This window comes from Streptomyces thermodiastaticus, from assembly GCF_014656135.1.
Classification (GTDB): domain Bacteria; phylum Actinomycetota; class Actinomycetes; order Streptomycetales; family Streptomycetaceae; genus Streptomyces; species Streptomyces thermodiastaticus.
The window spans coordinates 87,776-111,167 of record NZ_BNBV01000007.1 but is presented as its reverse complement, the minus strand read 5'-3'; the positions used below and the strand labels follow the sequence as shown (position 1 = coordinate 111,167).

Sequence of the window (23,392 nt, the reverse complement as noted above, 5' to 3'; positions counted from 1 at the left end):
GGGTCCCGTCCGGCGGCCGCCGGCCGAGGCACACGCGCGGCATCCGGCGCACGGCGAAGGGCTCGCACCCGGTGCCGGGTGCGCACAGCGAGGGGCCCGCACCCGGTGCCGGGTGCGGGCCCCTCGTCGTGGACTGTTCAGGCGGTGACGCGAACCATGTCGGCCTGCGGGCCCTTCTGGCCCTGCGAGATCTCGAACTCGACCCGCTGGCCCTCTTCCAGCGTGCGGTAGCCGTCCATCTGGATCGCGCTGTAGTGGACGAAGACGTCCGCACCACCGTCGACCGCGATGAAGCCGTAGCCCTTCTCCGCGTTGAACCACTTGACGGTGCCCTGAGCCATGCCTAACTCCCCTGATACTGGCCCTTGCACAGATCCACACTTCGCGGATCCGGGTCAGACCTCACCCCCCGTGCATCGGGGGCGTGCGCCGGAACGCGTCGACCGCGGCTGAATGTATCTGCCCAACTGCCGTCTGCAACAGGTCAGTCGGACGAGAAATCCGGACGCGCACGGTCGGGAATATGCCGAGAATTCCTCTGTTTGCAGGGCAAGTCGGGCCGCACGAACAAGGAAAAAACCACAAAAGACCCGCACAGTTTGGCTGCATCTTGTCGGCGTGCGGGGTGAAACAGGGGCTCCGCCGAGAGGCGATCGGGAGCGCGTTCCCCGATTCTATCGCGTTCAATCACACGGAATTGCCCCCTCCGGATTTCTTCCGGAGGGGGCATCCCGGTGAACGGACGGTGACCGCTGTCGATCGGTGCGGCGCGCGGCTCAGCCGCCGGCGACCGCCGGAATGATCGACACGCCCGCGCCGTCCGGCGTGGCCGTCTGAAGACCCTGCTCGAAGCGGACGTCGTCGTCGTTGACGTAGACGTTGACGAACCGGCGCAGCTTGCCCTGGTCGTCCAGCACGCGGGCGGCGATGCCGGTGTGCTTCTTGTCCAGGTCGGCGATGACCTCGGCGAGGGTGGCGCCCTCGGCGGTCACCTCCGCCTGGCCGCCGGTGTAGGTGCGCAGGATGGTGGGGATGCGAACGGTCACGCTCATGCGAGGCCAGCCTCTCGGAAGGAGTCCAGGGTCGGGCGGATGGTCGCGGTCAGGCCGGTGCCGGCCACCGCGTCCAGGGTCTTGAGACCGTCACCGGTGTTGAGGACGACGGTGGTCTTCGACGGGTCGAGCTGTCCGTTCTCGATCAGCTTGCGGGTCACGCCGACGGTGACGCCGCCGGCGGTCTCCGCGAAGACGCCCTCGGTGCGGGCGAGCAGCTTGATGGCGTCGACGATCTGCTCGTCCGTCACATCCTCCACCGCACCGCCGGTGCGGCGGGCGATGTCGAGGACGTAGGGGCCGTCGGCCGGGTTGCCGATGGCCAGCGACTTGGCGATGGTGTCCGGCTTCTGCGGGCGCACCACGTCGTGACCGGCCTTGAAGGCAGTGGACACCGGGGAGCAGCCCTCGGCCTGGGCGCCGAAGATCTTGTACGGCTTGTCCTCGACCAGGCCCAGCTCGATCAGCTCCCGCAGGCCCTTGTCGACCTTGGTGAGCTGGGAGCCGGAGGCGATGGGGACGACGATCTGGTCGGGCAGCCGCCAGCCGAGCTGCTCGCAGATCTCGTAGGCCAGCGTCTTGGAGCCCTCGGCGTAGTAGGGCCGCAGGTTGACGTTGACGAAGCCCCAGCCCTCGCCGGCCGGGTCGCCGATCAGCTCGGAGCAGAAACGGTTCACGTCGTCGTAGGTGCCCTCGATGCCCACGAGGTCGCCGCCGTAGACGGCGGCCATGACGACCTTGCCCTGCTCCAGGTCGTGCGGGATGAACACGCAGGAGCGCAGGCCGGCCCGGGCGGCGGCGGCGCCGACGGCGCCGGCCAGGTTGCCGGTGGAGGAGCAGGACAGCGTGGTGAAGCCGAAGGCACGGGCGGCCTCCAGCGCCTGGGCGACGACGCGGTCCTTGAACGAGTGGGTCGGGTTGCCGGAGTCGTCCTTGACGTACAGCCCGCCGGTGACACCGAGTTCGGCGGCCAGTCGGTCGGCCTTGACCAGTCGCGTCCAGCCGGGGTTCAGGTTCGGCTTGTCGGCGACGTCTTCGGGGACCGGGAGCAGCGGTGCGTAGCGCCAGATGCTGGCGGGACCGGCCTCGATCCGCTTGCGCAGGGTTTCGGTGTCGTAGGCGGAGAAGTCGTAGGCGACCTCCAGCGGGCCGAAGCACTCCTCACACGCGAAGACCGGGCCGAGAGGCACGCGGTGCCCGCACTCGCGACAGCTCAGCGCGGCGGCGGGACCCAGGTCGACGGCGGAAGCGGACGTGCTGCTCGCAACGGTGTGCACAGCCATGGAGGCGAGGCCCTTTCTCCTCATCTTCCTCACGACGCATCTCGCCGTGAGACGGATTTGGCACCTTCCCTAGCCGGGAGCCTCGCGCGGACGAGACCGGCTGGAGGGTTGCCGGGGCTTCATCGGGCCGTGTCCCTCTGCCCCTCTGGATGAGCGGTATGCGGTTGTGGATCGCGGACGACCCCGGCATGCGACGGTCCTCCGCGTTGGTCAAGACTGTAACCGAAGGCCGGACGTCTGAAAGGGGTCGTCCGAACCGCGAGACGGATCACACGATCGTGTGCCGCTGCGCCGGGAAGGGCGCGCAGCGGCCTGGCGAGCAGGGGTGAAGGAGCCGCCGACCGTGCTGCAAGAAGTCGAGCGCTGGCTGAGGACACGCTCCTGGTCGGTGACCGATCGACCGCTCGACACGATCCTGGCCGCCAAGCGGGCCGGCGGATCGGTGGTCAGCGTGGTGCTGCCCGCGCTCAACGAGGAGGCGACGGTCGGCGACATCGTCTCCGTGATACGGCGGGAGCTCATCGAGCGGGTGCCGCTGGTGGACGAGCTGGTGGTCGTCGACTCCGGTTCCGTCGACCGCACCGCCGAGGTGGCCGCCGCGGCCGGTGCCCGGGTCGAGCACCGTGACGCGATCCTGCCGCGGATCCCGGCGGTGCCGGGCAAGGGCGAGGTGCTGTGGCGGTCGCTGCTGGTCACCCGCGGGGACGTGATCTGCTTCGTCGACGCCGACCTGCGGGAGTTCTCCGCCGACTTCGTCACCGGCATCGTCGGGCCGCTGCTGACCGACCCGGACGTGCAGCTGGTCAAGGCGATGTACGACCGTCCGCTGGCGGGTGCCGCCGGGCAGGGCGGGCGGGTCACCGAGCTGATGGCCCGCCCGCTGCTGAACATGCACTGGCCGCAGCTGGCCGGTTTCGTGCAGCCGCTGGGCGGTGAGTACGCGGCCCGCCGCTCGCTGCTGGAGCGGCTGCCGTTCCCGGTCGGCTACGGCGTGGAGCTGGGCATGCTGGTCGACGCCCTGCACCTGGTCGGGCTGGACGCGCTGGCCCAGGTCGACGTGGGCGTGCGCGTCCACCGGCACCAGGACGGCCAGGCGCTGGGCCGGATGGCCGCCGCGATCTACCGCACCGCCCAGCTCCGCCTGGCCCGCGGCCACCTGATGCGCCCGCTGCTGACCCAGTTCGAGCGGGGCGCGAACGGCTTCGAGCCGCGGACCTACCCGGTGGACACCGAGGAACGCCCGCCGATGACGCACATCGCGGAGTACGCGGCGCGGAAGGTGGCCTGAGCCGGGCGTATCCGTCGGGATGTTCCGGGGCCGGGGACGTTCCGGGGCCGCCGGGCGGGGTCAGCCGGCCACGCCGTCCGACCAGCGCCAGCGGCCCGATCCGTCCTGGCGGCAAGTCAGGTACTCGCCGCCCTTGCCGTAGGTGCTCAGGCCGTGGTGGTGCTGGGCGCAGAACTGGCCGTCGGCGTAGCAGTTGCCGGCCGAGCTGGTGATCGCGCAGGCCTTGCCGCCACCGCCACTGCTGCCGCCGCTGCCGCTTCCTCCGCTGCTGCTTGTGCCGCCGGAGCCGCTGCTGACGGCGCCGCCGCCCCCGCCGCTGCCTCCGGAGGGGCCGGCGTGCGTGGGCGCCGGGGTGTGCAGCAGCCGGCCGGCGCAGTCGTGGCCGTCGCGGGCCAGGGTGAAGGTCACGCCGTCGGCGCCGGTGTCCTGGTCGCAGACCTTCTCGTCCGGGCTCCAGGCGGAGGCCCGGCGTCCGGTGCCCTGGAGCTGGACGGCGTAGGTGATGCCGTCGGCCTCGGCTGCGGCGATGGCCGTGCCGATGCGGGAGCCGGTGTAGTCGCGCAGCGTGGCGGCCGGACCGGGCGTCGGGCTCGCGGCGTCCGTGTCCGCGGGCTCCGCGGAGGTCTGTGCGGTGGCGCCCGTGGTCGCCACGACCGAGTGGGCCGCCTTCGGCGTGCCGGAGTCGTCACCGCCGCAGCCGGTCAGCGCGAGCGCACCGGCCAGAAGCAGCGTCGCCGTACCGGCGGACCGGCGCACCCGCGCGACGGATATGAGATGCATGAATTCCCCCCATACGTCAGGAACCGTCCGGCGGAAACCGCACGGACGAAGATCACTCGACTGCACACCGTATCCTCATGCTCATTACATGTTTTTCACAAGTCGCCGCAGTGGTCCGGTCCGTGCCGGGGCGGACCCCGCCGACGTTTGAGCGCCGGGGGGCCGGGCTAGGTTGAGGACCATGGCTGCAACGCACGGTGCCGAGGTGCTGGTCGCGTCCAATCGCGGCCCGGTTTCGTACGAAGTGCTCCCCGACGGTTCGCTCGACGCCCGGCGCGGCGGCGGAGGGCTGGTCTCCGGACTGTCCGCGATCGGGCCGGACGCGGACGCCGTGTGGGTGTGCGCGGCCCTGAGCGAGGCCGACCGGGAGGCGGTACGGCGGACGGCGAAGGCCGGGCGGCTGCCGGCTCAGGTGACCGGCGGGCAGCAGGTGCGGATGCTCGACATCGACGCCGGGGTGTTCTCCGACGCCTACAACGGCATCGCCAACTCGGTGCTGTGGTTCGTCCACCACATGCTGTATCAGACGCCGCTGGAGCCGGTCTTCGACGCGGAGTTCCGCCGCCAGTGGGCGTCCTACGTGGCCTACAACCGGGCCTTCGCCGAGGCGCTGGCCGAGGAGGCGGCCGAGGGCGCGGCGGTGGTGGTGCAGGACTACCACCTGACGCTGGTGCCGGGGATGCTGCGCGAGCTGCGGCCGGACGTGCGCATCGGGCACTTCTCGCACACCCCGTGGGCGCCGGTGGAGTACTTCCGGATGCTGCCCGACGACATCGCCGAGCAGGTGCTGCGCGGCATGCTCGGCGCGGACCGGCTGGGCTTTCTCACCCGGCGCTGGGCGGACGCCTTCACCGCCTGCTGCGAGGAGCTGGTGGGCGGGCTCGGCACCACCCGGTGCGGGGTGCACGCGCTCGGCGCGGACGGCGCGTTCCTGCGGGAGCGGGCGCAGGGCTTCGACGTCAAGGAACGGATGCTGGCGCTGCGCGAGGAGATCGGGACGGCCCCGGACGGCGGCGCCCGCAAGACGATCGTGCGGGTGGACCGCACCGAGCTGTCGAAGAACATCGTGCGCGGCCTGCTGGCCTACCGGCAGCTGCTCGCCGACCGTCCCGAGTGGCGCGAGCGGGTGGTGCACGTGGCGTTCGCCTACCCCTCGCGGCAGGACCTCGCCGTGTACCGGGAGTACACCGCCGAGGTGCGGCGGCTGGCAGAGGAGATCAACGCCGAGTACGGCACGCCCGGATGGCGGCCGGTCGTGCTGCACGTGAGGGACGACTTCGCGCGCTCGCTGGCGGCGTACCGGATCGCGGACGTGGCGCTGGTCAATCCGATCCGGGACGGGATGAACCTGGTCGCCAAGGAGATCCCGGTGGTGTCCGACTCCGGGTGCGCGCTGGTGCTGTCGCGGGAGGCGGGGGCGTACGCCGAGCTGAAGGACGACGCCCTGGTGGTCAACCCCTACGACGTGACCGGCACCGCCCGGGCGCTGCACGAGGCGCTGAGCATGGCCGGCGCGGAGCGGGCGGAGCGCACCAAGCGGCTGGCGGCCGCGGCCACCGCCCTGCCGCCGGCCCGGTGGTTCGTGGAGCAGCTGGAGGAGCTGCGGGCGCTGTCGCGGTGAGCGGGCCGGGCCGGGGCGCACCTCCCCGGGGCCCGGCCCGCTTCCCTGCTACCGGATCCGGTCCGCCAGCGACCGCAGCAGGGCGACGACGCCCGCGGGGCCGTCCACCACGAGGTCGGCGCGTTGCGACAGCTCCGTCACCTCGGTGCTGCCGCTGCACACGGCGAGGCCGGGCACGCCATCGGCGCGGAGCCGGTCGAGGGCGGCGAAGGCGGGCAGGTCGCCGAGGTCGTCGCCGGCGTACAGGACCGCGCTGACGCCGCCGGTGTCCTCGCCCAGGGCGCGGACGTGGTCCAGCAGGGCGACGCCCTTGTCCATGCCCGGCGGGCGCAGCTCCAGGACCATGCGGCCGGGCTCGACGATCAGTCCGTGCCCGGCGGCCAGCCGGGCCAGGGGTTCGCGCAGCTGCTCGAAGGCGGCCTGCGGGTCGGCGGCGCGGCGGGTGTGCACCGCCAGGGAGCGGCCCTTCTCCTCGATCCAGATGCCCTCCCCGGCGCCGGCGCGGTCGAGGACGCCGGGCAGTTCGGTGCGGACGGCGGCGACTCCGGGATGCTCGGGCGGGGCGGTGACAGTGCCGGTGGCCGCGTCCCAGCGTTCGGCGCCGTAGTGGCCGAGCACGACCAGGTGGTCCAGGCCGGGCACGCCGGCGAGACCGCCGTTGCGCACCGCGACGCCGGGCGGGCGGCCGGTGACCACCGCGACGGAGGCCACCCTCGGGGCGAGCGCGGCCAGCGCCGGGACCGCCTCGGGGTGGGCGCGGGCCTGGTCGGGGTCGGGGACGATCGGTGCGAGCGTGCCGTCGAAGTCGAGGGCGATCACCGCGCGCTCGGGCCGTGCGAGCAGCGCGGCCAGCCCGTCCCGCCCGGCCCGGGTGGCGGGCTCGGGCAGGCCGGCGCCGGACGCGGCGACGGTGTCCTGGCTGTCGTGACTGTGGTGGCTGCCCATAGGGCGAACCTATCCAGCCCCGGCCGGCCGCACGCCTGCCCGGGCCGCCCCTCCCCCGCCCGGCCCGTGTCCGCGCGGACGGGCCCGGGGCGCGGGCGAGGTCAGCGCTCGGCGCGGCGGGCGTCGCGTATGCGGCGCAGCCGGTTGACGGTCACCGGGTCGTGGGCGAGCGCGCGGATGTCGTCGAGCAGGGCGTTGAGCAGCTGGTAGTAGCGCACCGGGGACAGGCCCAGCTCCTCGCGGATCGCGCGTTCCTTGGCGCCGGGGCCGGTGAAGCCGCGCCGCTCCAGGGCCAGGATGTCCCGCTCCCGGCGCCCGAGCCCGCCCGCGGGGCCGCGCCCGCCCGCAGGCTCGTCCCCGGCCACGGATTCGACCCCGGCCACGGAATCGACCCCGGTCTCGGCTCCGTCCCACGTCTCGGCCCTGTCCCGGGTCTCGGATCCGTCCCCGGCCGCAGACGCGGCCCCGGCCACGGGTCCGTCCGCCGCCTCGGGCTCGGTCCCGGCCTCGGGCTCGGTCCCGGCCTCGGGCTCGTCGCCGGCCTCGGGGCCGTGCTCGTCGTCCGGCTCGTCGTCCGCCATGGCAGCCACCGTAGTCCTCGCCGCCGACACCGCCGCGCGGTGCGGCTCAGCCGGCCGTCGCGCCCTCCGCCTCGGCGGCCGCGGACTGCAGCTGGTCCAGGACGTCGGCGGGGTCGCCGTCCGGGGCCACGGCCTGCCCGATGCGCCGGGTCACGTCCGCGCCGACCGTGCGCCAGGACGGCTTGCCCGCCGGGTACAGCTGGGCGAGCGGCAGCTGGTCCAGGAACGGGCCGAGCTTCTTGTCCTGCGGGGAGGCGGCCATCGCGTCGGAGGCGGAGGCGGTGACCGGCAGCAGGTCGTAGGTGCGGGAGAAGTCCAGGACGTTGTTGTCGCTGTAGACGAAATCGAGGAAGTCGCCGATCTCGTCCTTGTGGCCGTTCTTCTTGAAGGCCATCATCCAGTCGGTCGTGCCCAGGGGCGTCTTCGAGGTGCCGTTCCTGCCCGGCACGGGCACCGTGCCGAACGTCACGCCCGTGCGCTCCGCCTGCCGGACGAGCGCGGGCTGTGCGTCGACCATGCCGACGTCGCCGGCGGCGAAGGCGGCGTAGGCGTCGGAGCGGTCCAGCCGCGCGGGCGGGATCGGGCCGGTCAGCCCCGCGCCGACCAGCTCGTCGCGGATCCAGGTGAACGTGTCGGCGTTGCGCGGGGAGTTGAGGGTGTAGGTGCCGAGGTCGTCGGTGTAGCCGGCGCCTCCGCCGAGCATCCACTGCAGGGCCTCGGCCCGGGCCTCCTGCGGCCCGAGCGGCAGGGCGTAGGGGTACTTCACCCCCTGTGCCTTGAGCACCTGGGCGTCGTGGGCCAGCTCGTCCCAGGTGGTGGGCGGGGTGAGGCCGGCCGACCGGAAGAGGGTCTTGTTGTAGAAGAGCACGCGGGTGGAGGCGGCGAACGGGATGCCGTACTGCACGTGCTGCACCTGCCCGGCGTCGGAGAGCGGCCCGAGGAAGTCGGCCTGCACCGGGATGGAGAGCAGCTCGTCCGCCCGGTAGAGCAGTCCCTCGGCCGCGTAGCCGGCGTAGTCGGTGCTCTGCGCCAGGTCGGGCGGGTCACCGGCGTCGGCCATCCGGCGGACCGTGCGGTCCACCTGGTCCCACGGCTGGACGCTGACCTCGATGTGCACGTCCGGATGCCGGGACTCGTAGTCCTTCACCAGCCGGTCCCAGTACGTCCGGGTGCTGTCGGCCGCGGAGGTGCCGTAGTCGGCGGCGACCAGGCGGAGGGTGACATCGGCGGATCCGGTCCCCGAGCAGCCGCTCAGCACTGCCGCCAGGCCCAGTGCGGACACCGCCGCGATCGCCCCTTTTGTACGCCGCTGCACCGGAATTCTCCCGCCCCTGCCGTCCATGTGTTCACTTTCCGAACACAGGTCTACACCACGCAGTGGACTAGACCTTTCGCAGGTCGGCGGGCCACACTGGTCCCGTGAGACATGTCATCGCCCTCGACGTGGGCGGCACCGGGATGAAGGCCGCGCTGGTCGGCGCGGACGGCACCGTGCTGCACCAGGCGCGCCGGCCCACCGGCCGCGAGCGCGGCCCCGGCGCCGTCGTCGAGGCGATCGCCGGTTTCGCCGCCGACCTGCACGCCTGGGGCGCCGAGCACCTGGGCGAACCGGCCGCCGCCGCGGGCGTGGCCGTCCCCGGCGTCGTGGACGAGACCCGCGGCGTCGCCGTGTACTCGGCCAACCTCGGCTGGCGCGACCAGCCCCTGCGCGAGGTGCTCACCGAGCGGCTGGGCGTGCCCGTGGCCCTCGGTCACGACGTGCGCACCGGCGGGCTCGCCGAGGGCCGGATCGGGGCGGGCCGGGGCGCCGCCCGGTTCCTGTTCGTCCCGCTGGGCACCGGCATCGCGGGCGCCATCGGCATCGACGGCCGGGTGGAGGCGGGCGCGCACGGCGTCGCCGGCGAGATCGGCCACATCGTCGTCCGCCCCGGCGGGCACGAGTGCCCCTGCGGGCAGCGCGGCTGCCTGGAGCGGTACGCCTCCGCCGCGGCCGTCGGCCAGGCCTGGGCGGCGGCCTGCGGCGACGCGGAGGCGGACGCCGCCGACTGCGCCAAGGCCGTCGCCTCCGGCGACCCGCGGGCGCGCACGGTGTGGCAGGAGGCGGTGGACGCCCTCGCCGACGGGCTGGTCACCGCGCTGACCCTGCTGGACCCGGACACGCTGATCGTCGGCGGCGGGCTCGCCGAGGCCGGCGACGTCCTGTTCGAGCCGCTGCGCCGGGCCGTCCGGCAGCGCGTCACCTTCCAGATTCTTCCGTCGGTCGTCCCCGCTGCCCTCGGGGACGCCGCCGGCTGCCTGGGCGCGGGGCTCCTCGCCTGGGATCTGCTCGACCCGTCCACAACGTCCCGGAGGTAGCCGACTGATGGCCCCTTGCAAGGTTCTCGCCGGAGCCCGGGTGGTGCTGCCCACCGGGATCGAGGAGGGCGGCCGCGTGGTCGTCGACGGCACGCGGATCGCCGAGTCCGCCCCGGCCGGTGCCGAGACGATCGACGTCAGCGGGCACTGGCTGGTCCCCGGCTTCGTGGACCTGCACAACCACGGCGGCGGCGGTGCCTCCTTCGGCGGCTCGGCCGAGGACGTGCTCACCGCGGTGGCCACCCACCGCCGGCACGGCACCACCACCCTGGTGGCCTCCACCGTCACCGACGACATGGACGTGCTGATCCGGCAGGCGGGGCTGCTGTCGGAACTGGCCGAGCAGGGGGAGATCGCCGGCATCCACTTCGAGGGCCCGTTCATCTCGCCGTGCCGCAAGGGCGCCCACTCCGAGGCGCTGCTGCGCCACCCGGACCCGGCCGAGGTACGCAAGCTGCTCGACGCCGCCCGCGGCCAGGCGAAGATGGTCACCCTGGCCACCGAGCTGCCCGGCGGCCTGGACTCGGTACGGCTGCTCGCCGAGGAGGGCGTGATCGCCGCGATCGGCCACACCGACGCCACCTACGAGCAGACCGTGGCGGCGATCGACGCCGGCGCCACCGTGGCCACCCACCTGTTCAACGCCATGCCGCCGTTCGGCCACCGCGCCCCCGGCCCGATCGCGGCCCTGCTGCAGGACGAGCGGGTCACCGTCGAGCTGATCAACGACGGGATCCACCTGCACCCGGCCGCCCTGCAGCTGGCCTTCCACCACGCGGGTGCCTCCCGGGTCGCCTTCATCACCGACGCCATGGACGCCGCCGGCAGCGCCGACGGCCGCTACCTGCTCGGCCCGCTGGAGGTCGAGGTCGCGGACGGGGTGGCGCGCCTGGTGGAGGGCGGCTCCATCGCCGGCTCCACCCTCACCCTGGACCGGGCCTTCCGGCGCGCGGTGACCGTCGACAACCTGCCGGTGACGGACGTGGTGGCCGCCCTGTCCGCCACCCCGGCCCGGCTGCTCGGCCTGGACGACCGGGTGGGCTCGCTGGAGCCGGGCAAGGACGCCGATCTGGTCCTGCTGGACGAGGAGTTCACGCTCAAGGGTGTGATGCGGCGCGGCGCGTGGGTGGTCGGTCCCCAACTGGGCTGATCCGTACCGCATGCCGCCCGGCCGTGGCCGGTCGCGGGGTGGGCGGTGAGCCGCGTGTTTGGCATGATCGAAGCCCGGACCACGTCCGGACCCATCGTGACAGGCGCAATCACTCGGGGGAGGTCGGCCCACGTGATCCTCACGGTCACGCTGAACACCGCTCTCGACATCACCTATCGGGTGCCGTCCCTGCGGCCGCACCGCTCCCACCGGGTGTCCGAGGTGACCGAGCGGCCCGGCGGCAAGGGCGTCAACGTCGCCCGTGTCCTCGCGGCCCTCGGCCATGAGGTGACCGTCACCGGTTTCGCGGGCGGGCCGACCGGCCGCGAGGTGCACGAGCGGCTCACCGGCACCCCCGGCGTGACCGACGCGCTGGTGACGGTGGCCGGCACCACCCGCCGCACCGTGGCCGTCGTCGACGCCCGTTCCGGCGACACCACCCAGCTCAACGAGCCGGGCCCGCAGATCTCCCCCGCCGAGTGGTCCGCCTTCCAGGACGTCTACGAGGACCTGCTGTCCTCGGCGGCCGCCGTCGCGCTGTGCGGCAGCCTGCCGCCCGGGGTGCCCGTGGGCGCCTACGCCGGACTGGTGCGGGCGGCCCGCGCCGCGCAGGTGCCGGTGCTGCTGGACACCGCCGGCGAGGCGCTGCGGCGCGGCATCGCCGGCCGCCCCGATCTGATCAAGCCGAACGCCGACGAGCTGGCCGAGCTGACCGGCGCCCATGAGCCGCTGCGCGCCGCCCAGGACGCCCGGCGGCGCGGCGCGCGGGCCGTGGTCGCCTCGCTCGGCCCGGACGGCCTGCTGGCCTCCACCCCGGACGGGCTGTGGCGGGCCGCCCCGCCCGCCAAGGTGCAGGGCAACCCGACGGGCGCCGGCGACTCGGCGGTGGCCGGGCTGCTGTCCGGCCTGGTGGAGCAGCTGCCGTGGCCCGAGCGGCTGGCCCGGGCGGTCGCCCTGTCCACGGCGACGGTGCTGGCCCCGGCGGCCGGCGAGTTCGACCGGGCCGCCTACGAGGACCTGCTGGGCCGGGTGACGGTGACCGGGGGGGTCACCGCCGCCTGAGACCGGCCCGGAGCGTGTCCTGGCCCGCGGGCGCTACTTGACCCACCCCTTCTCCAGCCACAGCTGGTCCAGGTTGGCGTCGCACTGGTTGCCCTGCTCGCAGGAGATCTTGATGGTGTTGGTGCCCTTGGTGAGCTGGACGTAGTTGTAGGTCTTCGTCCAGCCCTTCTCGTAGTCGCCCTCCGGGGCGCCCGCCCAGTTCTTCAGCTTCACCGGGGTGCTGGAGGTCGTGCCGTTGACCGTGAGGGTGGCGGTGCCGTCCTTGCCGGGGACGCCGTAGCCGACGAACAGGGTGTACTTGCCGTCCTCCGGGATGCCGTCGACGGTCCAGGTCACCGAGGCGCCGACGTGGTTGAAGTTGCTCACGTACACGCCGCCGTCGGCCTGGGCGCCCTTGACGGTGTTGGCGACGGTGGCGCCGCCGCCCAGCAGCAGCGCCTTGGCGTCGATCTTCGGCAGCTCCCCGTCGGCGGCCACGCTGCTGGTCGGCGAGGGGCTGGGCTGGGTGGTCTCGCTGACCGTCGGGGTGGGGGCGCCGCCCGCGTTGTCGTCGGTGCTGCCGGACCCGTCGCCGAGCATGGCCACCCCGATGCCGGCGACGACCGCGGCGACCACGGCGACGGCGCCGATGAGCAGGCCCTTGGTGTTCGGCCCGCGGCCGCGCCCGCCGCCCGGGGCGGCCGGTGCGCCCTGCCGCCTGGCCTGGGCGCCGCCCGGCAGGGTCTCGGGGGCGGCGTAGTGGGCGTTCGGCCGGCCGTAGGCGGCCTGCGGCTGCTGCGGGACCTGGCCGTACTGACGCTGACCGACCGTGCGGACCCGGTTGACCGAGTGCGGGTAGCCGTAGCCCCCCGAGGGCGGCTGCGCTCCGTTGGCCTGACCGTCGGCGTAGAGATAGCCGAACGGGTCGTCGTCCTCGGGCGTGCTCGCGCCGTTGTTGCCGGGCGTCATCCCTAGGTCTCCTCAAACAGGTGCAGTGTGCGGGTCGGTGTGCGGTACGTCGTGGGAACGTCGTCGGATTCGACGAGCCTACCCGCTCTGATGTTCCCCGAACGGTGCCGCGGGGGCCCGCACCGCTGTGACCTGCGGTTCAGCCGGCACGGCGGTGCTGTTTGGGACGAGATCGTTTCTCGATGTACATCCGTTCGTCGGCGGACTTGAGCACCTCGTCCGCCGTCATCCCGCAGTGCGCCCAGCCGATGCCGAAGCTGGCGCCGACCCTGACGGCGCGGCCCTCGGCGCGGATCGGCTGGATGATCTCGTTGCGCAGCCGGACGGCGAGGTCCTGGGCGTCGGCCCGGCCGAGGCCGTCGGCGAGTATCACGAACTCGTCGCCGCCGAGCCGGGCCACGGTGTCGCCCTCGCGCACGCCGTTGCTCAGCCGCCGGGCGACCTCGATGAGCACGGCGTCGCCCGCGTTGTGCCCGAACCGGTCGTTGATCGACTTGAAGCCGTCGAGGTCGCAGAAGAGGACCGCGAGCCCCTTGGTGCCGTCGTCCCGGTCGTCCTGCGGGGCGACGGCGTGCACATGGTGGTCGCACTCCTGCGGGGACACGCCGAAGCCGAAGCCGGGGTCGGCGGCGTCGAGGGCGGGGTGCCCGTAGGCGGCGTCCGCAAGGGGCGGCTCGTCGCCCTGCTCGTGCTGCGGCCGCCGGCACAGCCGGGCGGACAGCCGGGCGCGCAGCTCGGCGGAGTTGGCCAGGCCGGTCAGGGAGTCGTGGGAGGCGCGGTGGGCCAGGTGCAGCTCGCGGCGCTTGCGGTCCTCGATGTCCTCGACGTGGGTGAGCAGGAAGCGGGGTCCGTCGGCGGCGTCGGCGACCACGGAGCTGCGCAGGGAGACCCAGACGTAGCTGCCGTCGCGGCGGGCCAGGCGCAGCTCCGCCCGGCCGCCGGCGGCGGAGGTGCGCAGCAGGGTGCCCACATCCTCGGGGTGGACCAGGTCGGCGAAGGAGTAGCGGCGCAGCGCGGAGGCCGGGCGGCCCAGCAGCCGGCACAGGGCGTCGTTGGTGCGCAGGATCCGGCCGTGCTGGTCGCCGCCCATCTCGGCGATGGCCATGCCGGAGGGCGCGTACTCGAAGGCCTGGCGGAAGCTCTCCTCGCTGGCGCGCAGGGCCTGCTGCTCGCGCTCCAGCCGCATCAGGGCGCGCTGCATGTTGGCGCGCAGCCGGGCGTTGCTGATCGCTATGGCCGCCTGGAAGGCGTACACCTGCAAGGCCTCCCGGCCCCAGGCGCCGGGGCGGCGGCCGTTGCGCGGGCGGTCCACGGAGAGCACCCCGATCAGCTCCCCGGGGGAGCCGTTGGACGCGGGGGCGTACATGGGCGCGAACAGACGGTCGGCCGGGTGCCACTCGTCCTCGAAGCGCGGCTCGGGTCCGTCGGTGTGCCACTGCGGGACGTCGTCGTCGAGCACCCAGCCCTCGGTGTGCGGGATGAAGACAAGGTCGCCCCAGTGCTCGCCCATGCTCAGCCGGCGCTCCCAGGCGGTGCGGGAGCCGACCCGGCCGGTGATCAGGGCCTCGGCGGCGGGGTCCCCGGCGAGCGCGGCGACCACGAGATCGCCGTCGGGGCGGACGAGGTTGACGCACGCCAGTTGGTAGCCGAGGCCGGTGACGACGCCGTCGGCGACGGTCTGCAGCGTGTCCGCCAGGCTGCGCGCGGTGTTCATGTCCGCCATGACCTGGTGCAGTTGTCGCAGGGTCGCAAGACGGACATAGGGTTCCGACTCGGTCTCCATGCTCGCCCTCCCCCCGAAACCTCGCAGCACTTCAAAGGGTTGTCGTCGGCGTATCGTTCCGTCGGCTCGCACCGTCGGTCTACGCCACTGAATCACAGCGCGGAGCCCACTCGGTACACAGGGTCAACAATTGCCCTGTCTTGTGACTCAAGTCACAGCCAAAGTTGAACAATTGCGGGGAGATTCTTCGTTTTTCCTGTGCGTTCACCGCCACACCAGGGGCGTGCGGCCGGCCGGACACCCCGGTGGGCGACGGCCGCACCGGATGCGCCGGTTCCGCCCGCGCCGGGCCGGATCCGCCGGCGTCCTGTCGCCCTTCGGTCCGTCCGGCCCGCGCCTGCGGCCGGGGCACGGGCGAAGCGGCGGTCCCGGGTGCGCCGCGCATGGTCCGCCGGTCCTAGGACCCCCCTCGGGCCAGGGCCCGATGCGGCCCGGCACGGCCGGTCATTAGCGTTGATGTGTGCTGAACAGATCTCCCGTGCCGTCCTCCGCCTCCCCCGCCGCCCTCGCCGGGCATGCTGAGGGGGTGAGCAACGACGAGTTCCGCGCCGCCATGTCCCGGCTGGCCGCCGGCGTGGTCCTGGTGACCGCACAGGAGCCGCCGCTCGACCCGGACGACCCGATGGCGCCGCGCGGCGAGGACGTGGGCATGACGGCCACGGCGTTCGTGTCGGTGTCCCTGGACCCGCCGCTGGCCCTGGTCAGCCTGCGCGAGGGCGCACGGATGGACGACCTGCTCGCCGAGCAGCCGCTGTGGGCGGTGTCCGTCCTCGCCGAGAGCCAGCGCCACATCGCCGGCCGTTTCGCGATGCGGGGCAGGGTCAGCGACCGTCTGCTCTTCGAGGACATCCCGTACGTGCGCGGTGAGGTCACCGGCGCCCCGCTGGTGGGCGGCGCCCTGGCCACCCTGGAGCTGCGCACCGAGCAGCGCGTGCCCGCCGGCGACCACACGCTGGTGATCGGCCGGGTCCTGACGGCCCGGCTGCCCAGCGCGGACGGCGGCCCGCTGCTGTACTTCCGCGGCCGCTACCGCCACCTGGGCTGAACCTTGTGTGCGCCGGCCGGTCAGTCCCAGTTCCGGCGCGAGCGGCCCCGTTTGATCTCCGAGCGCTGCTTCTTCGCGCGCAGCCGCCGCTCGGTGACGGCCCGCGGGATCCGGGTGGGCCGGCGCGGCCGGGGCGGCGGCGAGGTGGCCTCGGCGAGCAGGGCCGCCAGGCGGAGGGCGGCGGCCTCCCGGTTGCGCCACTGGGAGCGGTGCTCACCGGCGCGCACGGTGACGACCCCGTCCGCGAGCCGGTCCGCCAGCCGCCGCAGCGCACGCTCCTTCCACACCGGGGGCAGCGCCTCGGTGCGCGCCAGGTCGAAGCTCAGCTCGACCCGGGTGTCGCTGGTGTTCACATGCTGTCCGCCGGGCCCCGAGGACCGCGAGAAGCGCCAGGCGAGTTCGGCCTCGGGCAGGATGACGGAACCGCGGATGACGTAGGGACCGGACATGACTCCATGGTCCCGTGTTCCGCCGGTGGCGTCATGCGTATTCCGCCGCGCAGGGCGTTCGACGCCCCTTGGTAAAAAAAGTAAAGGGCTGTGGAACCACGCGGCCCCTCTTCGCCGTTCCCTGTGATGGCGATAGCTTCGTCCGCACACGCAACGAGGGAAGGGACTCCCCAACCATGGCTGTAAGCCTGTCCAAGGGCGGCAACGTCTCGCTCACCAAGGAAGCTCCGGGCCTGACCGCCGTCACCGTGGGCCTCGGCTGGGACGTCCGCACCACCACCGGCACGGACTTCGACCTGGACGCGTCGGCCATCGCGGTCAACGCCCAGGGCAGGGTGTACTCCGACGCCTACTTCGTCTTCTTCAACAACAAGCAGTCCCCGGACAACTCCATCGTCCACACCGGCGACAACCGCACCGGTGAGGGCACCGGCGACGACGAGGCCATCAACGTCAACCTCGCGGCGCTGCCGGCCGACGTGGACCGGGTCGTCTTCCCGGTGTCCATCTACGACGCCGACAACCGCGGCCAGAACTTCGGCCAGGTGCGCAACGCCTACATCCGCATCGTCAACCAGGCCGGCGGCACCGAGATCGCCCGCTACGACCTGTCGGAGGACGCGGCCACCGAGACGGCCATGATCTTCGGCGAGCTGTACCGCAACGGCGCGGAGTGGAAGTTCCGCGCGGTGGGCCAGGGGTACGCCTCCGGCCTGGCGGGCATCGCCCAGGACTTCGGCGTCAACGTCTGACAGCCGCCGGTGCGGTGACGCGGACGCCCTCCGCCGCGGCGGGCGTCCGCGCTACCGTGCCCCGGTGGAACTGGAACCCCTGTCCCTCGCTCCGGACGCCGGCCTGCCGGACGGGCTGCTGGGCGAACTCACCGCGCTGTACGCCTCGAACCGCGACTTCCACGCGATCAGCGGCGACTTCCCCGACCCCGACGCCATCACCTCCGAGCAGGTGGCGGCCGCGCTCGCGGACGAACTGGCCGTGCCGGGCAGCACGGTGCTGCTCGGCCGCAGTGAGCGCCGGCTGGTGGGTTGTGCGATCACCCTGGACCGCCACCCCGACCCGGCCGACCCGGACCCGTGGATCGGTCTGCTGCTGGTGCACGCCGACTGCCGACGACAAGGCTTCGGCCGGACGTTGGCGCACGCCGTCGAGGACCGCTACCGCGCCGCAGGACGCACCGCCGTGCGCCTCGCCGTACTGGAGAACAACACCGACGGCCTCGCCTTCTGGACCGCCCTCGGCTACCAGGTGATCGGCCACCGCAGGGACCGCGCACGCGGCCGGCCCTGCGCGGTGCTGCGCAAGCCGCTGCTGTGAGCCGGGCGCCGAAGCCGGCGGGGCGCGCACAACCGCTCAGGGATACGCCGGTTTCCCCTCCCCGTACAGCCAGTCGCGCCAGACCGGGCCGAGGTCCGCGCCCGGCGCCCGCCGCTCCACGAACGCCGTGAAGTCCTGTGTGCCGGCGTTGCCATGACGGTGGGCGGCCGCCCAGTCCTTGAGCAGGGAGCGGAAGACGCTGTCGCCGACGGCGCGGCGCACCAGGTGCAGCACCATGGCGCCGCGGTCGTAGACGGGCCGGGAGGCCAGGCGGGCCGCGTCGGGGGGATCGCCCGGCGGAAAGTCCCACAGGTCCTCGTCGTCCGACCGGTACAGCGCGTCGAACCGCTGCTGGGCGGTGGGGCCGCCGTGGTCCTCGTCCCACAGCCACTCCGCGTAGGTGGCGAACCCCTCGTTGAGCCACATGTCCCGCCAGGTCCTCGGGGTGACCGAGTCGCCGTACCACTGGTGGGAGAGTTCGTGGACCAGGGTGGACGGCTCGGGGGCGCCGGGGAAGACCGGCCGGGTCTGGGCCTCCAGGGCGTACCCGGCGTCCCCGGGCCGCTCCACGATCACCCCGGCGGAGGCGAACGGGTACGGGCCGAAGGTGTCCTCGGCCCACCGCATGACCTCGGGGAGCCGGGCGAGCGCTTTTCGGCTCGCCGCGGCCTCGGCGGGGTCGACGGCGACGTACGCCGGCAGGCCGCCGGGCAGCACCGGGCGGCTGATCTCGTAGTGGCCGACGGCCAGGGTGGCCAGATAGCTCGCCATCGGCTCGGCGGTGCGCCAGCGGAACGTCGTCCTGTCCCCGCTGCTGGTCTCGCTCGTCAACTGGCCGTTGGAGACGGCCTGCAGGCCTTTCGGCACGGTGACCGTGACGTCGTAGGCGGCCTTGTCCGAGGGATGGTGGTTGCCCGGGAACCAGGCCATCGCGCCCACCGGTTCGCCGAGGGCGAGGGCGCCGTCGGCGGTGGGCAGCCAGCCCTCCTGGGAGCCGTCGGGGTCGGTGACGGTCCGCGGGGTGCCCGCGTAGCGGACGGTCACCTCGAACCTGTCGCCCCGGCGCAGCTCGTCGTGCGGCCGGACGGTCAGCTCCTGGCCGGCCCGGTGGAGGCGGGCGCCCCGCCCGCCGACCGTCACGGAGGTCACGTGCAGACCGCTCAGGTCCAGGTCGAAGGCGGACAGGTCGGCGGTGGCGCGGGCGGTGATCACCGCGGTGCCGGTGAGCCGGCCGCCGGCCGGGTCGTAGGCGAGGGTGAGGCCGTAGTGGCTCACGTCGTAGCCGCCGTTGCCGGCCTTGGGGAAGTACGCATCGCGCAGACCGTAGCCGCCGGGCCGGCCGTGCACGCCGCCGCAGGCCACCGCGGCCAGGGCGAGCAGGGCGGTGGCCGCGACGGCGCTCAGGGCACGCCGGGCACAGCGGCGGACAGCGGTCCGGACAACCGGGGCAGATCGGCACACGCGTGCGATCCTAAGCGGCGGCCGTGACACCATCGTGGGCGTGCTCGACATCGGCTACGCCCTCTCCACCCGCTTCCCCGACCCGCCGCAGACGGACTACCGCCGCGCGGACGTCCACGCGCTGCGGCACGACCTGTTCTGCGGCGACGTCTACCTGGCCGACACCGAGTCCGACCGGGAGCTGGCCACGGCCTGGGGCTGGGTGCCGGTGCTGGACTTCGCGTGGGCGCTGTGCGACATCGTGGAGCGGCTGGACCGGGACCCGGCGGGCTCGCGCGCCGCGCGCCCGCAGCGGGCCGAGCTGGACTTCACCGAGTCCGCCGACCGCATGCTGTTCGAGCGCCGCTTCGGCTGGGTGGACATCGAGGCCGACTGGATGCCCGCCGGACAGCCCCCGCTGACCTTCTCCCACCGCGAGCTGCGCCGCGAGGCCCGCGACTTCCTGCACGACCTGATCGCGGACCTGGTGGACCTGCACGAGGACCTGGGCGAGAACCCGGCGATCTGGACCCTCCAGGCCCGCTTCCCCCGCGTGCCCTGACGGCCGGCGCGCCCGGGGCATCGTGCACCCTGCCACCGGCACCCGGGCCGGCGCCCGCTCCGCGCCGCCGTCGTCCGCAGTGCGCTCCGGCACCCGGTGACGGCGTCCGCGGGCGCCGGTGTCCCGGCGCGGTGCTCGCGGTGCCCCGCCGGGCCGCAGCCGTGCAGGGCCCCGATGCGGCGGTGACACGCCGCCGGACGGCGCATCCGGCAGCCCGGGGACAACCGGGTCATACCGTACGGAATATGACGAAACGCCATATCGCCCTGCTTCTGAGCGCTGCGGCGCTCGTCAGCTGCGGTGTCGCGGCCGCTCCCGCGACCTCCTCCGGCAAGGTCCACCTGGTGCATCCCGGCGAGTCCATCCAGAAGGCGGTGGACGCCGCCAAGGCGGGCGACACCGTCCTGGTGCTGCCCGGCAGGTACCGCCAGAGCGTCAAGATCACCACTCCGCGCCTGACCCTGCGCGGCATGGGCAGCAGCACGATCCTGCAGCCCGCCGAGAAGGCCGCGGACGAGTGCGGCAAGCGCGGCAACGGGATCTGCGTGGCGGGCGCCAAGGGTGCCCCGCTGCGCGACGTCACCGTCTCCCACCTGACCGTCACCGGCTTCTCCCGCGCCGGGGTGATGGCCGTGGGCACCGACCATCTGACCGTGCGCAGCGTCACCGCCTCCGACAACGGGGTCTGGGGCATCGCCGAGGAACGCGCGACCCGCAGCGTGTACCGGCAGAACACCGCCCGGAACAACGGTGACGCAGGGCTGTTCCTCGCCAACACGGTCACCGCCGAGCAGGGCGCCACGGACACCAAGGGCACCCGGATCACCGACAACCGCCTGGAGAACAACCGGATCGGCGTCACCGTGCGCCGGCTGCGCTCGGTGAGCGTCACCGGCAACGACGTGACCGGCAACTGCGCGGGCATCTTCGTCGTCGGCGACGAGAACAAGCCGAAGGCCGGGGATCTGACGGTGCGCGGCAACCGGGTCGCCAAGAACAACAAGTACTGCGCGAAGACCGAACGGCTGCCCTTCCTGCAGGGCTCCGGCATCGTGCTGACCGGCGTGGAGAAGACCGAGGTGACCGGCAACACGGTCACCGGCAACTCCGGCACCTCGCCGCTGTCCGGCGGCATCGTGCTGTTCAAGAGCTTCGTGGGCGCCACCAGCGAGGGCAACCGCGTCCACGGCAACACGGTGCGCGACAACTCCCCCGCCGACCTGGTCAACCAGGAGAACGCCAAGAGCGGCAACACCTTCCAGGGCAACACCTGCAAGGCGTCCACCCCGGTCGGCCTGTGCTGAGGCCCTGATCCCGCCCGCGCGCACCCACCGCCCGCGCCGATTCCGAGCACCACACGAGAAGGAAGGAAGGCGGTATGACGACCGCCCAGACCGCTCACCCCGCTCCGCCGCCGCCCATGCGGCTGAGGGAACTCGCGTTCGGGGCGGCGTGTGCCGCCGCCCTGCGCGCGGCCGCCCGGCTCCGCGTGGCCGACGCGCTCGGGGACACCCCCCTGAGCGCCGAGGACCTCGCCGCCGCGGTGCAGGTTCAGCCGAAGCCGCTGCGCCGGCTGCTGCGGGCCCTGACCTGCTACGGCGTCTTCGCCGAGCAGCCCGACGGCACCTTCGCGCACACCGGGATGTCCCGGCTGCTGCGCGAGGACGACCCGGGCAGCCTGCGCGACATCTGCCTGTGGTGCACCGAGCCGTGGACCTGGGACGCCTGGCCGAAGCTGGACGAGGCGGTGCGCAGCGGCCGCAACGTCGTGGAAGACCTGTACGGCAAGGAGTTCTTCGTCTACCTCAACGAGGACGCCCCCGAGTCCGCGGACGTCTTCAACCGGGCCATGACGACGTCCAGCAGGCAGTCCGCGCAGGACGTCGCCGCGCTGCTGGACCTGTCCGGCGCCAAGTCGGTCGCCGACATCGGCGGCGGGCAGGGACATGTGGTGGCCGGCCTGCTGGAGAAGTACCCCGGCCTGCACGGCACCCTGATGGACCTGCCGCGCGTGGTCGACCACGCCGACGAGCGGCTGCGGCCGGGCGGTGTGCTCGCCGACCGGGTGACGATCGTGCCCGGCGACTGCCGTGAGGCCGTGCCCGTGCAGGCCGACGTCTACATCATCAAGAACATCCTGGAGTGGGACGACGACTCCACCGCCCGCTGCCTGCGCAACGTGATGGCGGCCGGCGGGCCCGGGGCCCGGGTGGTGGTCATCGAGAACCTCGTCGACGACACCCCGTCGATGCGGTTCAGCACGGCCATGGACCTGCTGCTGCTGCTCAACGTCGGCGGCGCCAAGCACACCACCGAGTCCATGGTGAGCAGGCTGCGGGCGGCCGGACTGGTCATCGACGACATCAGCCCGGTCAACGCCTATCTGCACGCCTTCGACTGCACCGTCCCCGCCTGACCGGACAAGAACGACCCGGATCATCCGACCGGGGACGGCCGACGGCCGCCGGGCCCGCGATGCGCCGCGGGCCCGGCGGCCGTTGTCCGTGTCCGCTCCCGGCCGGGCGGCCCGGCGGCGTCAGCTGCCGCCGTCGCGCTCCCAGAGGTAGAAGCGGTGCGCCATCGCGTCCTTCGGCGAACGCCAGGTCTGCGGGTCGTACGCGCTGACGTACGCCGAGAGCCGCTCGCTGATCCCGCGGAACTCCGGATGGTCGGCCACCGCGGCGACGGCCGGGCCCGGGTCCCGGTCCGCCTCGATCAGGTGCAGATACACGTCGTGGAACTGGAAGAGACTGCGCCGGGTCACACCGACCAGATGCGGCAGCTCTCCCCGGTCCGACTCCTCGAAGATCTTGGCGATGTCCGGGGCGGAGCCCGGCGCCATCCGGGCCACGATCAGGGCCTGGTGCATGGGCCTTCTTCCTCTCGTCTCCGCGCCCGGCTCACTCGCCGGCCAGGGCCGGCTCGGGCCGGTGCCCGGCGGCGGCCGCGGCCTTCTCGATCTTGTCGCGGATCAGGGCCATCTGGACCTTGGAGTTCTTGTTGATGTTGTCGGTCATCCAGGCGTCGTCCACCGGTGCCTCGGGCTTCATCGCGAAGTCCTGCGTCCACACCATCCGGGTGCCGCCGGGTACCTCCTCGTAGCGCCAGACGATGTCCATGTGATCGAACGGCCCGGTCTCGACGCGGCGGGCCCGGACGGTGAGCGTGTCCCGGTCCGCCTCGCGCTCGGAGACCCAGCTCCACACGGTGCCGTTGTCGTCGGGGTGCATGGTCAGCCGGAAGGTGACCTTGTCGCCGTCCCGGGACAGGATCTCAGCGGAGGCGTACTCGCTGAACAGCTGCGGCCACTTCTCCACGTCGTTGGTCATGTCCCAGACCAGGTCCACCGGCGCGGCGATGGTGATCTCGTTCTCGGTGTGTCCGGCCATGTCTACGCTCCTGCCAGAAGAGTGCTGTTGACGAGGTCGAGGAACTTCCGGGGGGTCTTGCAGTGCTCCGCGTCCGGCGGCATCTGCGTGCCGTGCCGGTTCTCCAGCTCGCCCACGATGCCGAGCAGCCCGAGCGAGTCGATGCCGAACTCCTCGAAGGCGGTGTCGGTCCGCTCCGCCAGCTCCTCGGGGCTGACGGTGACCCCGGCCGTCCGCTTCATGAGTTCGGACAGTTCTTCCACGGTGATGCGGTCACTCATGCGGTTCCTCTCCTTCCTGCGCGCGGCCGCCGCCGCAGGGCGTCCGGCCGCTTCCGGCCGCCCCCGA

25 protein-coding genes and 1 riboswitch are annotated in these 23,392 nt (G+C 73.2%); of the genes, 11 read left to right on the top strand and 14 right to left on the bottom strand.

Features of this window, described 5'->3' with window-relative positions; translation table 11 throughout:
- Positions 1-137 precede the first annotated feature (137 nt).
- The 3 genes from IE286_RS09520 to thrC form a co-directional block, all read right to left on the bottom strand.
- Positions 138-341 carry a cold-shock protein gene (locus IE286_RS09520; protein WP_004986573.1) on the bottom strand — a complete coding sequence of 68 codons (204 nt, stop codon included), beginning with the start codon at positions 339-341 and terminating at the stop codon, positions 138-140.
- Between the two features lie 435 nt (positions 342-776).
- Entirely contained in the window at positions 777-1,052 is a 276-nt protein-coding gene (locus IE286_RS09515) for a MoaD/ThiS family protein (RefSeq protein WP_125497110.1), read from the bottom strand.
- Positions 1,049-2,335: a threonine synthase gene (gene thrC, locus IE286_RS09510; protein WP_189796189.1), complete on the bottom strand. Its 1,287-nt coding sequence runs from the start codon at positions 2,333-2,335 to the stop codon at positions 1,049-1,051. Before thrC ends, IE286_RS09515 begins: the two co-directional genes overlap by 4 nt.
- Positions 2,336-2,352: 17 nt before the next feature.
- Positions 2,353-2,491: riboswitch (SAM riboswitch) on the bottom strand.
- Between the two features lie 187 nt (positions 2,492-2,678).
- Here thrC and IE286_RS09505 point away from each other — a divergent pair.
- Complete coding sequence (locus IE286_RS09505; RefSeq protein ID WP_189796188.1) at positions 2,679-3,623, top strand: glucosyl-3-phosphoglycerate synthase; 945 nt, start codon at positions 2,679-2,681, stop codon at positions 3,621-3,623.
- 60 nt (positions 3,624-3,683) lie between these two features.
- Here IE286_RS09505 and IE286_RS09500 read toward each other — a convergent pair whose 3' ends face one another.
- A complete protein-coding gene (locus tag IE286_RS09500; protein ID WP_189796187.1) occupies positions 3,684-4,403 on the bottom strand; it encodes a hypothetical protein in 720 nt (239 codons plus the stop codon).
- 181 nt (positions 4,404-4,584) lie between these two features.
- Here IE286_RS09500 and IE286_RS09495 point away from each other — a divergent pair, with 181 nt between their 5' ends.
- Positions 4,585-6,024, top strand: a complete 1,440-nt coding sequence (locus tag IE286_RS09495) for an alpha,alpha-trehalose-phosphate synthase (UDP-forming) (protein WP_189796186.1) — start codon at positions 4,585-4,587, stop codon at positions 6,022-6,024.
- A 48-nt stretch (positions 6,025-6,072) separates the two neighbouring features.
- Here the strand turns inward: IE286_RS09495 and otsB are convergent, their stop codons facing one another.
- The 3 genes from otsB to IE286_RS09480 form a co-directional block, all read right to left on the bottom strand.
- Complete coding sequence (gene otsB / locus IE286_RS09490) at positions 6,073-6,969, bottom strand: trehalose-phosphatase (protein ID WP_189796185.1); 897 nt, start codon at positions 6,967-6,969, stop codon at positions 6,073-6,075.
- Positions 6,970-7,070: 101 nt separating this feature from the next.
- Positions 7,071-7,334 carry a DUF3263 domain-containing protein gene (locus IE286_RS09485; RefSeq protein ID WP_189796279.1) on the bottom strand — a complete coding sequence of 88 codons (264 nt, stop codon included), beginning with the start codon at positions 7,332-7,334 and terminating at the stop codon, positions 7,071-7,073.
- 262 nt (positions 7,335-7,596) lie between these two features.
- Positions 7,597-8,892, bottom strand: coding sequence for an extracellular solute-binding protein (locus tag IE286_RS09480; protein ID WP_189796184.1), 1,296 nt, complete (start codon positions 8,890-8,892; stop codon positions 7,597-7,599).
- Between the two features lie 77 nt (positions 8,893-8,969).
- On the opposite strand from IE286_RS09480, the gene IE286_RS09475 reads away from it, so the two are divergent.
- From IE286_RS09475 to IE286_RS09465, 3 genes are all read left to right on the top strand, one after another.
- A complete protein-coding gene (locus IE286_RS09475; RefSeq protein ID WP_189796183.1) occupies positions 8,970-9,905 on the top strand; it encodes an ROK family protein in 936 nt (311 codons plus the stop codon).
- 7 nt (positions 9,906-9,912) lie between these two features.
- On the top strand, positions 9,913-11,055 hold the full coding sequence (gene nagA, locus IE286_RS09470) for an N-acetylglucosamine-6-phosphate deacetylase (protein ID WP_189796182.1): 1,143 nt from the start codon (positions 9,913-9,915) through the stop codon (positions 11,053-11,055).
- A gap of 132 nt (positions 11,056-11,187) precedes the next feature.
- Positions 11,188-12,117: a 1-phosphofructokinase family hexose kinase gene (locus IE286_RS09465; protein ID WP_189796181.1), complete on the top strand. Its 930-nt coding sequence runs from the start codon at positions 11,188-11,190 to the stop codon at positions 12,115-12,117.
- Positions 12,118-12,150: 33 nt separating this feature from the next.
- On the opposite strand, the gene IE286_RS09460 is transcribed toward IE286_RS09465, so the two are convergent.
- Together IE286_RS09460 and cdgB are read right to left on the bottom strand one after the other, a co-directional pair.
- Positions 12,151-13,065 (bottom strand): carbohydrate-binding protein, encoded by a 915-nt coding sequence (locus IE286_RS09460; RefSeq protein ID WP_189796180.1) that lies wholly within the window; start codon positions 13,063-13,065, stop codon positions 12,151-12,153.
- 139 nt (positions 13,066-13,204) lie between these two features.
- On the bottom strand, positions 13,205-14,848 hold the full coding sequence (gene cdgB, locus IE286_RS09455) for a diguanylate cyclase CdgB (protein ID WP_189796179.1): 1,644 nt from the start codon (positions 14,846-14,848) through the stop codon (positions 13,205-13,207).
- Between the two features lie 553 nt (positions 14,849-15,401).
- Between cdgB and IE286_RS09450 the strand changes: the two genes are divergently transcribed.
- Positions 15,402-15,893 carry a flavin reductase family protein gene (locus tag IE286_RS09450; RefSeq protein WP_229862223.1) on the top strand — a complete coding sequence of 164 codons (492 nt, stop codon included), beginning with the start codon at positions 15,402-15,404 and terminating at the stop codon, positions 15,891-15,893.
- 20 nt (positions 15,894-15,913) lie between these two features.
- On the opposite strand, the gene arfB is transcribed toward IE286_RS09450, so the two are convergent.
- Complete coding sequence (arfB, locus tag IE286_RS09445) at positions 15,914-16,342, bottom strand: alternative ribosome rescue aminoacyl-tRNA hydrolase ArfB (RefSeq protein WP_189796177.1); 429 nt, start codon at positions 16,340-16,342, stop codon at positions 15,914-15,916.
- 176 nt (positions 16,343-16,518) lie between these two features.
- Here arfB and IE286_RS09440 point away from each other — a divergent pair, with 176 nt between their 5' ends.
- A complete protein-coding gene (locus IE286_RS09440; RefSeq protein ID WP_189796176.1) occupies positions 16,519-17,094 on the top strand; it encodes a TerD family protein in 576 nt (191 codons plus the stop codon).
- A 64-nt stretch (positions 17,095-17,158) separates the two neighbouring features.
- A complete protein-coding gene (locus IE286_RS09435; protein WP_189796175.1) occupies positions 17,159-17,674 on the top strand; it encodes a GNAT family N-acetyltransferase in 516 nt (171 codons plus the stop codon).
- A gap of 36 nt (positions 17,675-17,710) precedes the next feature.
- On the opposite strand, the gene IE286_RS09430 is transcribed toward IE286_RS09435, so the two are convergent.
- Positions 17,711-19,168: a M1 family metallopeptidase gene (locus IE286_RS09430; RefSeq protein WP_189796278.1), complete on the bottom strand. Its 1,458-nt coding sequence runs from the start codon at positions 19,166-19,168 to the stop codon at positions 17,711-17,713.
- Positions 19,169-19,175: 7 nt separating this feature from the next.
- Between IE286_RS09430 and IE286_RS09425 the strand changes: the two genes are divergently transcribed.
- From IE286_RS09425 to IE286_RS09415, 3 genes are all read left to right on the top strand, one after another.
- Positions 19,176-19,676, top strand: a complete 501-nt coding sequence (locus IE286_RS09425; protein ID WP_189796174.1) for a hypothetical protein — start codon at positions 19,176-19,178, stop codon at positions 19,674-19,676.
- 245 nt (positions 19,677-19,921) lie between these two features.
- Positions 19,922-20,980: a right-handed parallel beta-helix repeat-containing protein gene (locus IE286_RS09420; RefSeq protein ID WP_189796173.1), complete on the top strand. Its 1,059-nt coding sequence runs from the start codon at positions 19,922-19,924 to the stop codon at positions 20,978-20,980.
- 74 nt (positions 20,981-21,054) lie between these two features.
- The gene (locus IE286_RS09415) at positions 21,055-22,092 is read left to right on the top strand and encodes a methyltransferase (RefSeq protein WP_189796172.1); all 1,038 of its coding nucleotides are present in this window, start codon (positions 21,055-21,057) and stop codon (positions 22,090-22,092) included.
- 120 nt (positions 22,093-22,212) lie between these two features.
- Here the strand turns inward: IE286_RS09415 and IE286_RS09410 are convergent, their stop codons facing one another.
- From IE286_RS09410 to IE286_RS09400, 3 genes are read right to left on the bottom strand one after another with little or no spacing between them, the layout of a single operon-like run.
- Entirely contained in the window at positions 22,213-22,545 is a 333-nt protein-coding gene (locus tag IE286_RS09410) for a TcmI family type II polyketide cyclase (RefSeq protein WP_189796171.1), read from the bottom strand.
- A 31-nt stretch (positions 22,546-22,576) separates the two neighbouring features.
- The gene (locus IE286_RS09405; protein ID WP_189796170.1) at positions 22,577-23,065 is read right to left on the bottom strand and encodes an SRPBCC family protein; all 489 of its coding nucleotides are present in this window, start codon (positions 23,063-23,065) and stop codon (positions 22,577-22,579) included.
- Between the two features lie 2 nt (positions 23,066-23,067).
- Positions 23,068-23,325 (bottom strand): acyl carrier protein, encoded by a 258-nt coding sequence (locus IE286_RS09400; protein WP_189796169.1) that lies wholly within the window; start codon positions 23,323-23,325, stop codon positions 23,068-23,070.
- Positions 23,326-23,392: the final 67 nt, after the last annotated feature.

Bases quoted from the DNA above. Each gene is read 5' to 3' on its own strand.
- IE286_RS09520 (WP_004986573.1), bottom strand. From the start codon at position 341: ATGGCTCAGGGCACCGTCAAGTGGTTCAACGCGGAGAAGGGCTACGGC.
- IE286_RS09515 (WP_125497110.1), bottom strand. From the start codon at position 1,052: ATGAGCGTGACCGTTCGCATCCCCACCATCCTGCGCACCTACACCGGC.
- thrC (WP_189796189.1), bottom strand. From the start codon at position 2,335: ATGGCTGTGCACACCGTTGCGAGCAGCACGTCCGCTTCCGCCGTCGAC.
- IE286_RS09500 (WP_189796187.1), bottom strand. From the start codon at position 4,403: ATGCATCTCATATCCGTCGCGCGGGTGCGCCGGTCCGCCGGTACGGCG.
- IE286_RS09495 (WP_189796186.1), top strand. From the start codon at position 4,585: ATGGCTGCAACGCACGGTGCCGAGGTGCTGGTCGCGTCCAATCGCGGC.
- otsB (WP_189796185.1), bottom strand. From the start codon at position 6,969: ATGGGCAGCCACCACAGTCACGACAGCCAGGACACCGTCGCCGCGTCC.
- IE286_RS09480 (WP_189796184.1), bottom strand. From the start codon at position 8,892: ATGGACGGCAGGGGCGGGAGAATTCCGGTGCAGCGGCGTACAAAAGGG.
- nagA (WP_189796182.1), top strand. From the start codon at position 9,913: ATGGCCCCTTGCAAGGTTCTCGCCGGAGCCCGGGTGGTGCTGCCCACC.
- IE286_RS09460 (WP_189796180.1), bottom strand. From the start codon at position 13,065: ATGACGCCCGGCAACAACGGCGCGAGCACGCCCGAGGACGACGACCCG.
- cdgB (WP_189796179.1), bottom strand. From the start codon at position 14,848: ATGGAGACCGAGTCGGAACCCTATGTCCGTCTTGCGACCCTGCGACAA.
- IE286_RS09450 (WP_229862223.1), top strand. From the start codon at position 15,402: ATGTCCCGGCTGGCCGCCGGCGTGGTCCTGGTGACCGCACAGGAGCCG.
- arfB (WP_189796177.1), bottom strand. From the start codon at position 16,342: ATGTCCGGTCCCTACGTCATCCGCGGTTCCGTCATCCTGCCCGAGGCC.
- IE286_RS09440 (WP_189796176.1), top strand. From the start codon at position 16,519: ATGGCTGTAAGCCTGTCCAAGGGCGGCAACGTCTCGCTCACCAAGGAA.
- IE286_RS09430 (WP_189796278.1), bottom strand. From the start codon at position 19,168: ATGGTGTCACGGCCGCCGCTTAGGATCGCACGCGTGTGCCGATCTGCC.
- IE286_RS09420 (WP_189796173.1), top strand. From the start codon at position 19,922: ATGACGAAACGCCATATCGCCCTGCTTCTGAGCGCTGCGGCGCTCGTC.
- IE286_RS09415 (WP_189796172.1), top strand. From the start codon at position 21,055: ATGACGACCGCCCAGACCGCTCACCCCGCTCCGCCGCCGCCCATGCGG.
- IE286_RS09410 (WP_189796171.1), bottom strand. From the start codon at position 22,545: ATGCACCAGGCCCTGATCGTGGCCCGGATGGCGCCGGGCTCCGCCCCG.
- IE286_RS09405 (WP_189796170.1), bottom strand. From the start codon at position 23,065: ATGGCCGGACACACCGAGAACGAGATCACCATCGCCGCGCCGGTGGAC.
- IE286_RS09400 (WP_189796169.1), bottom strand. From the start codon at position 23,325: ATGAGTGACCGCATCACCGTGGAAGAACTGTCCGAACTCATGAAGCGG.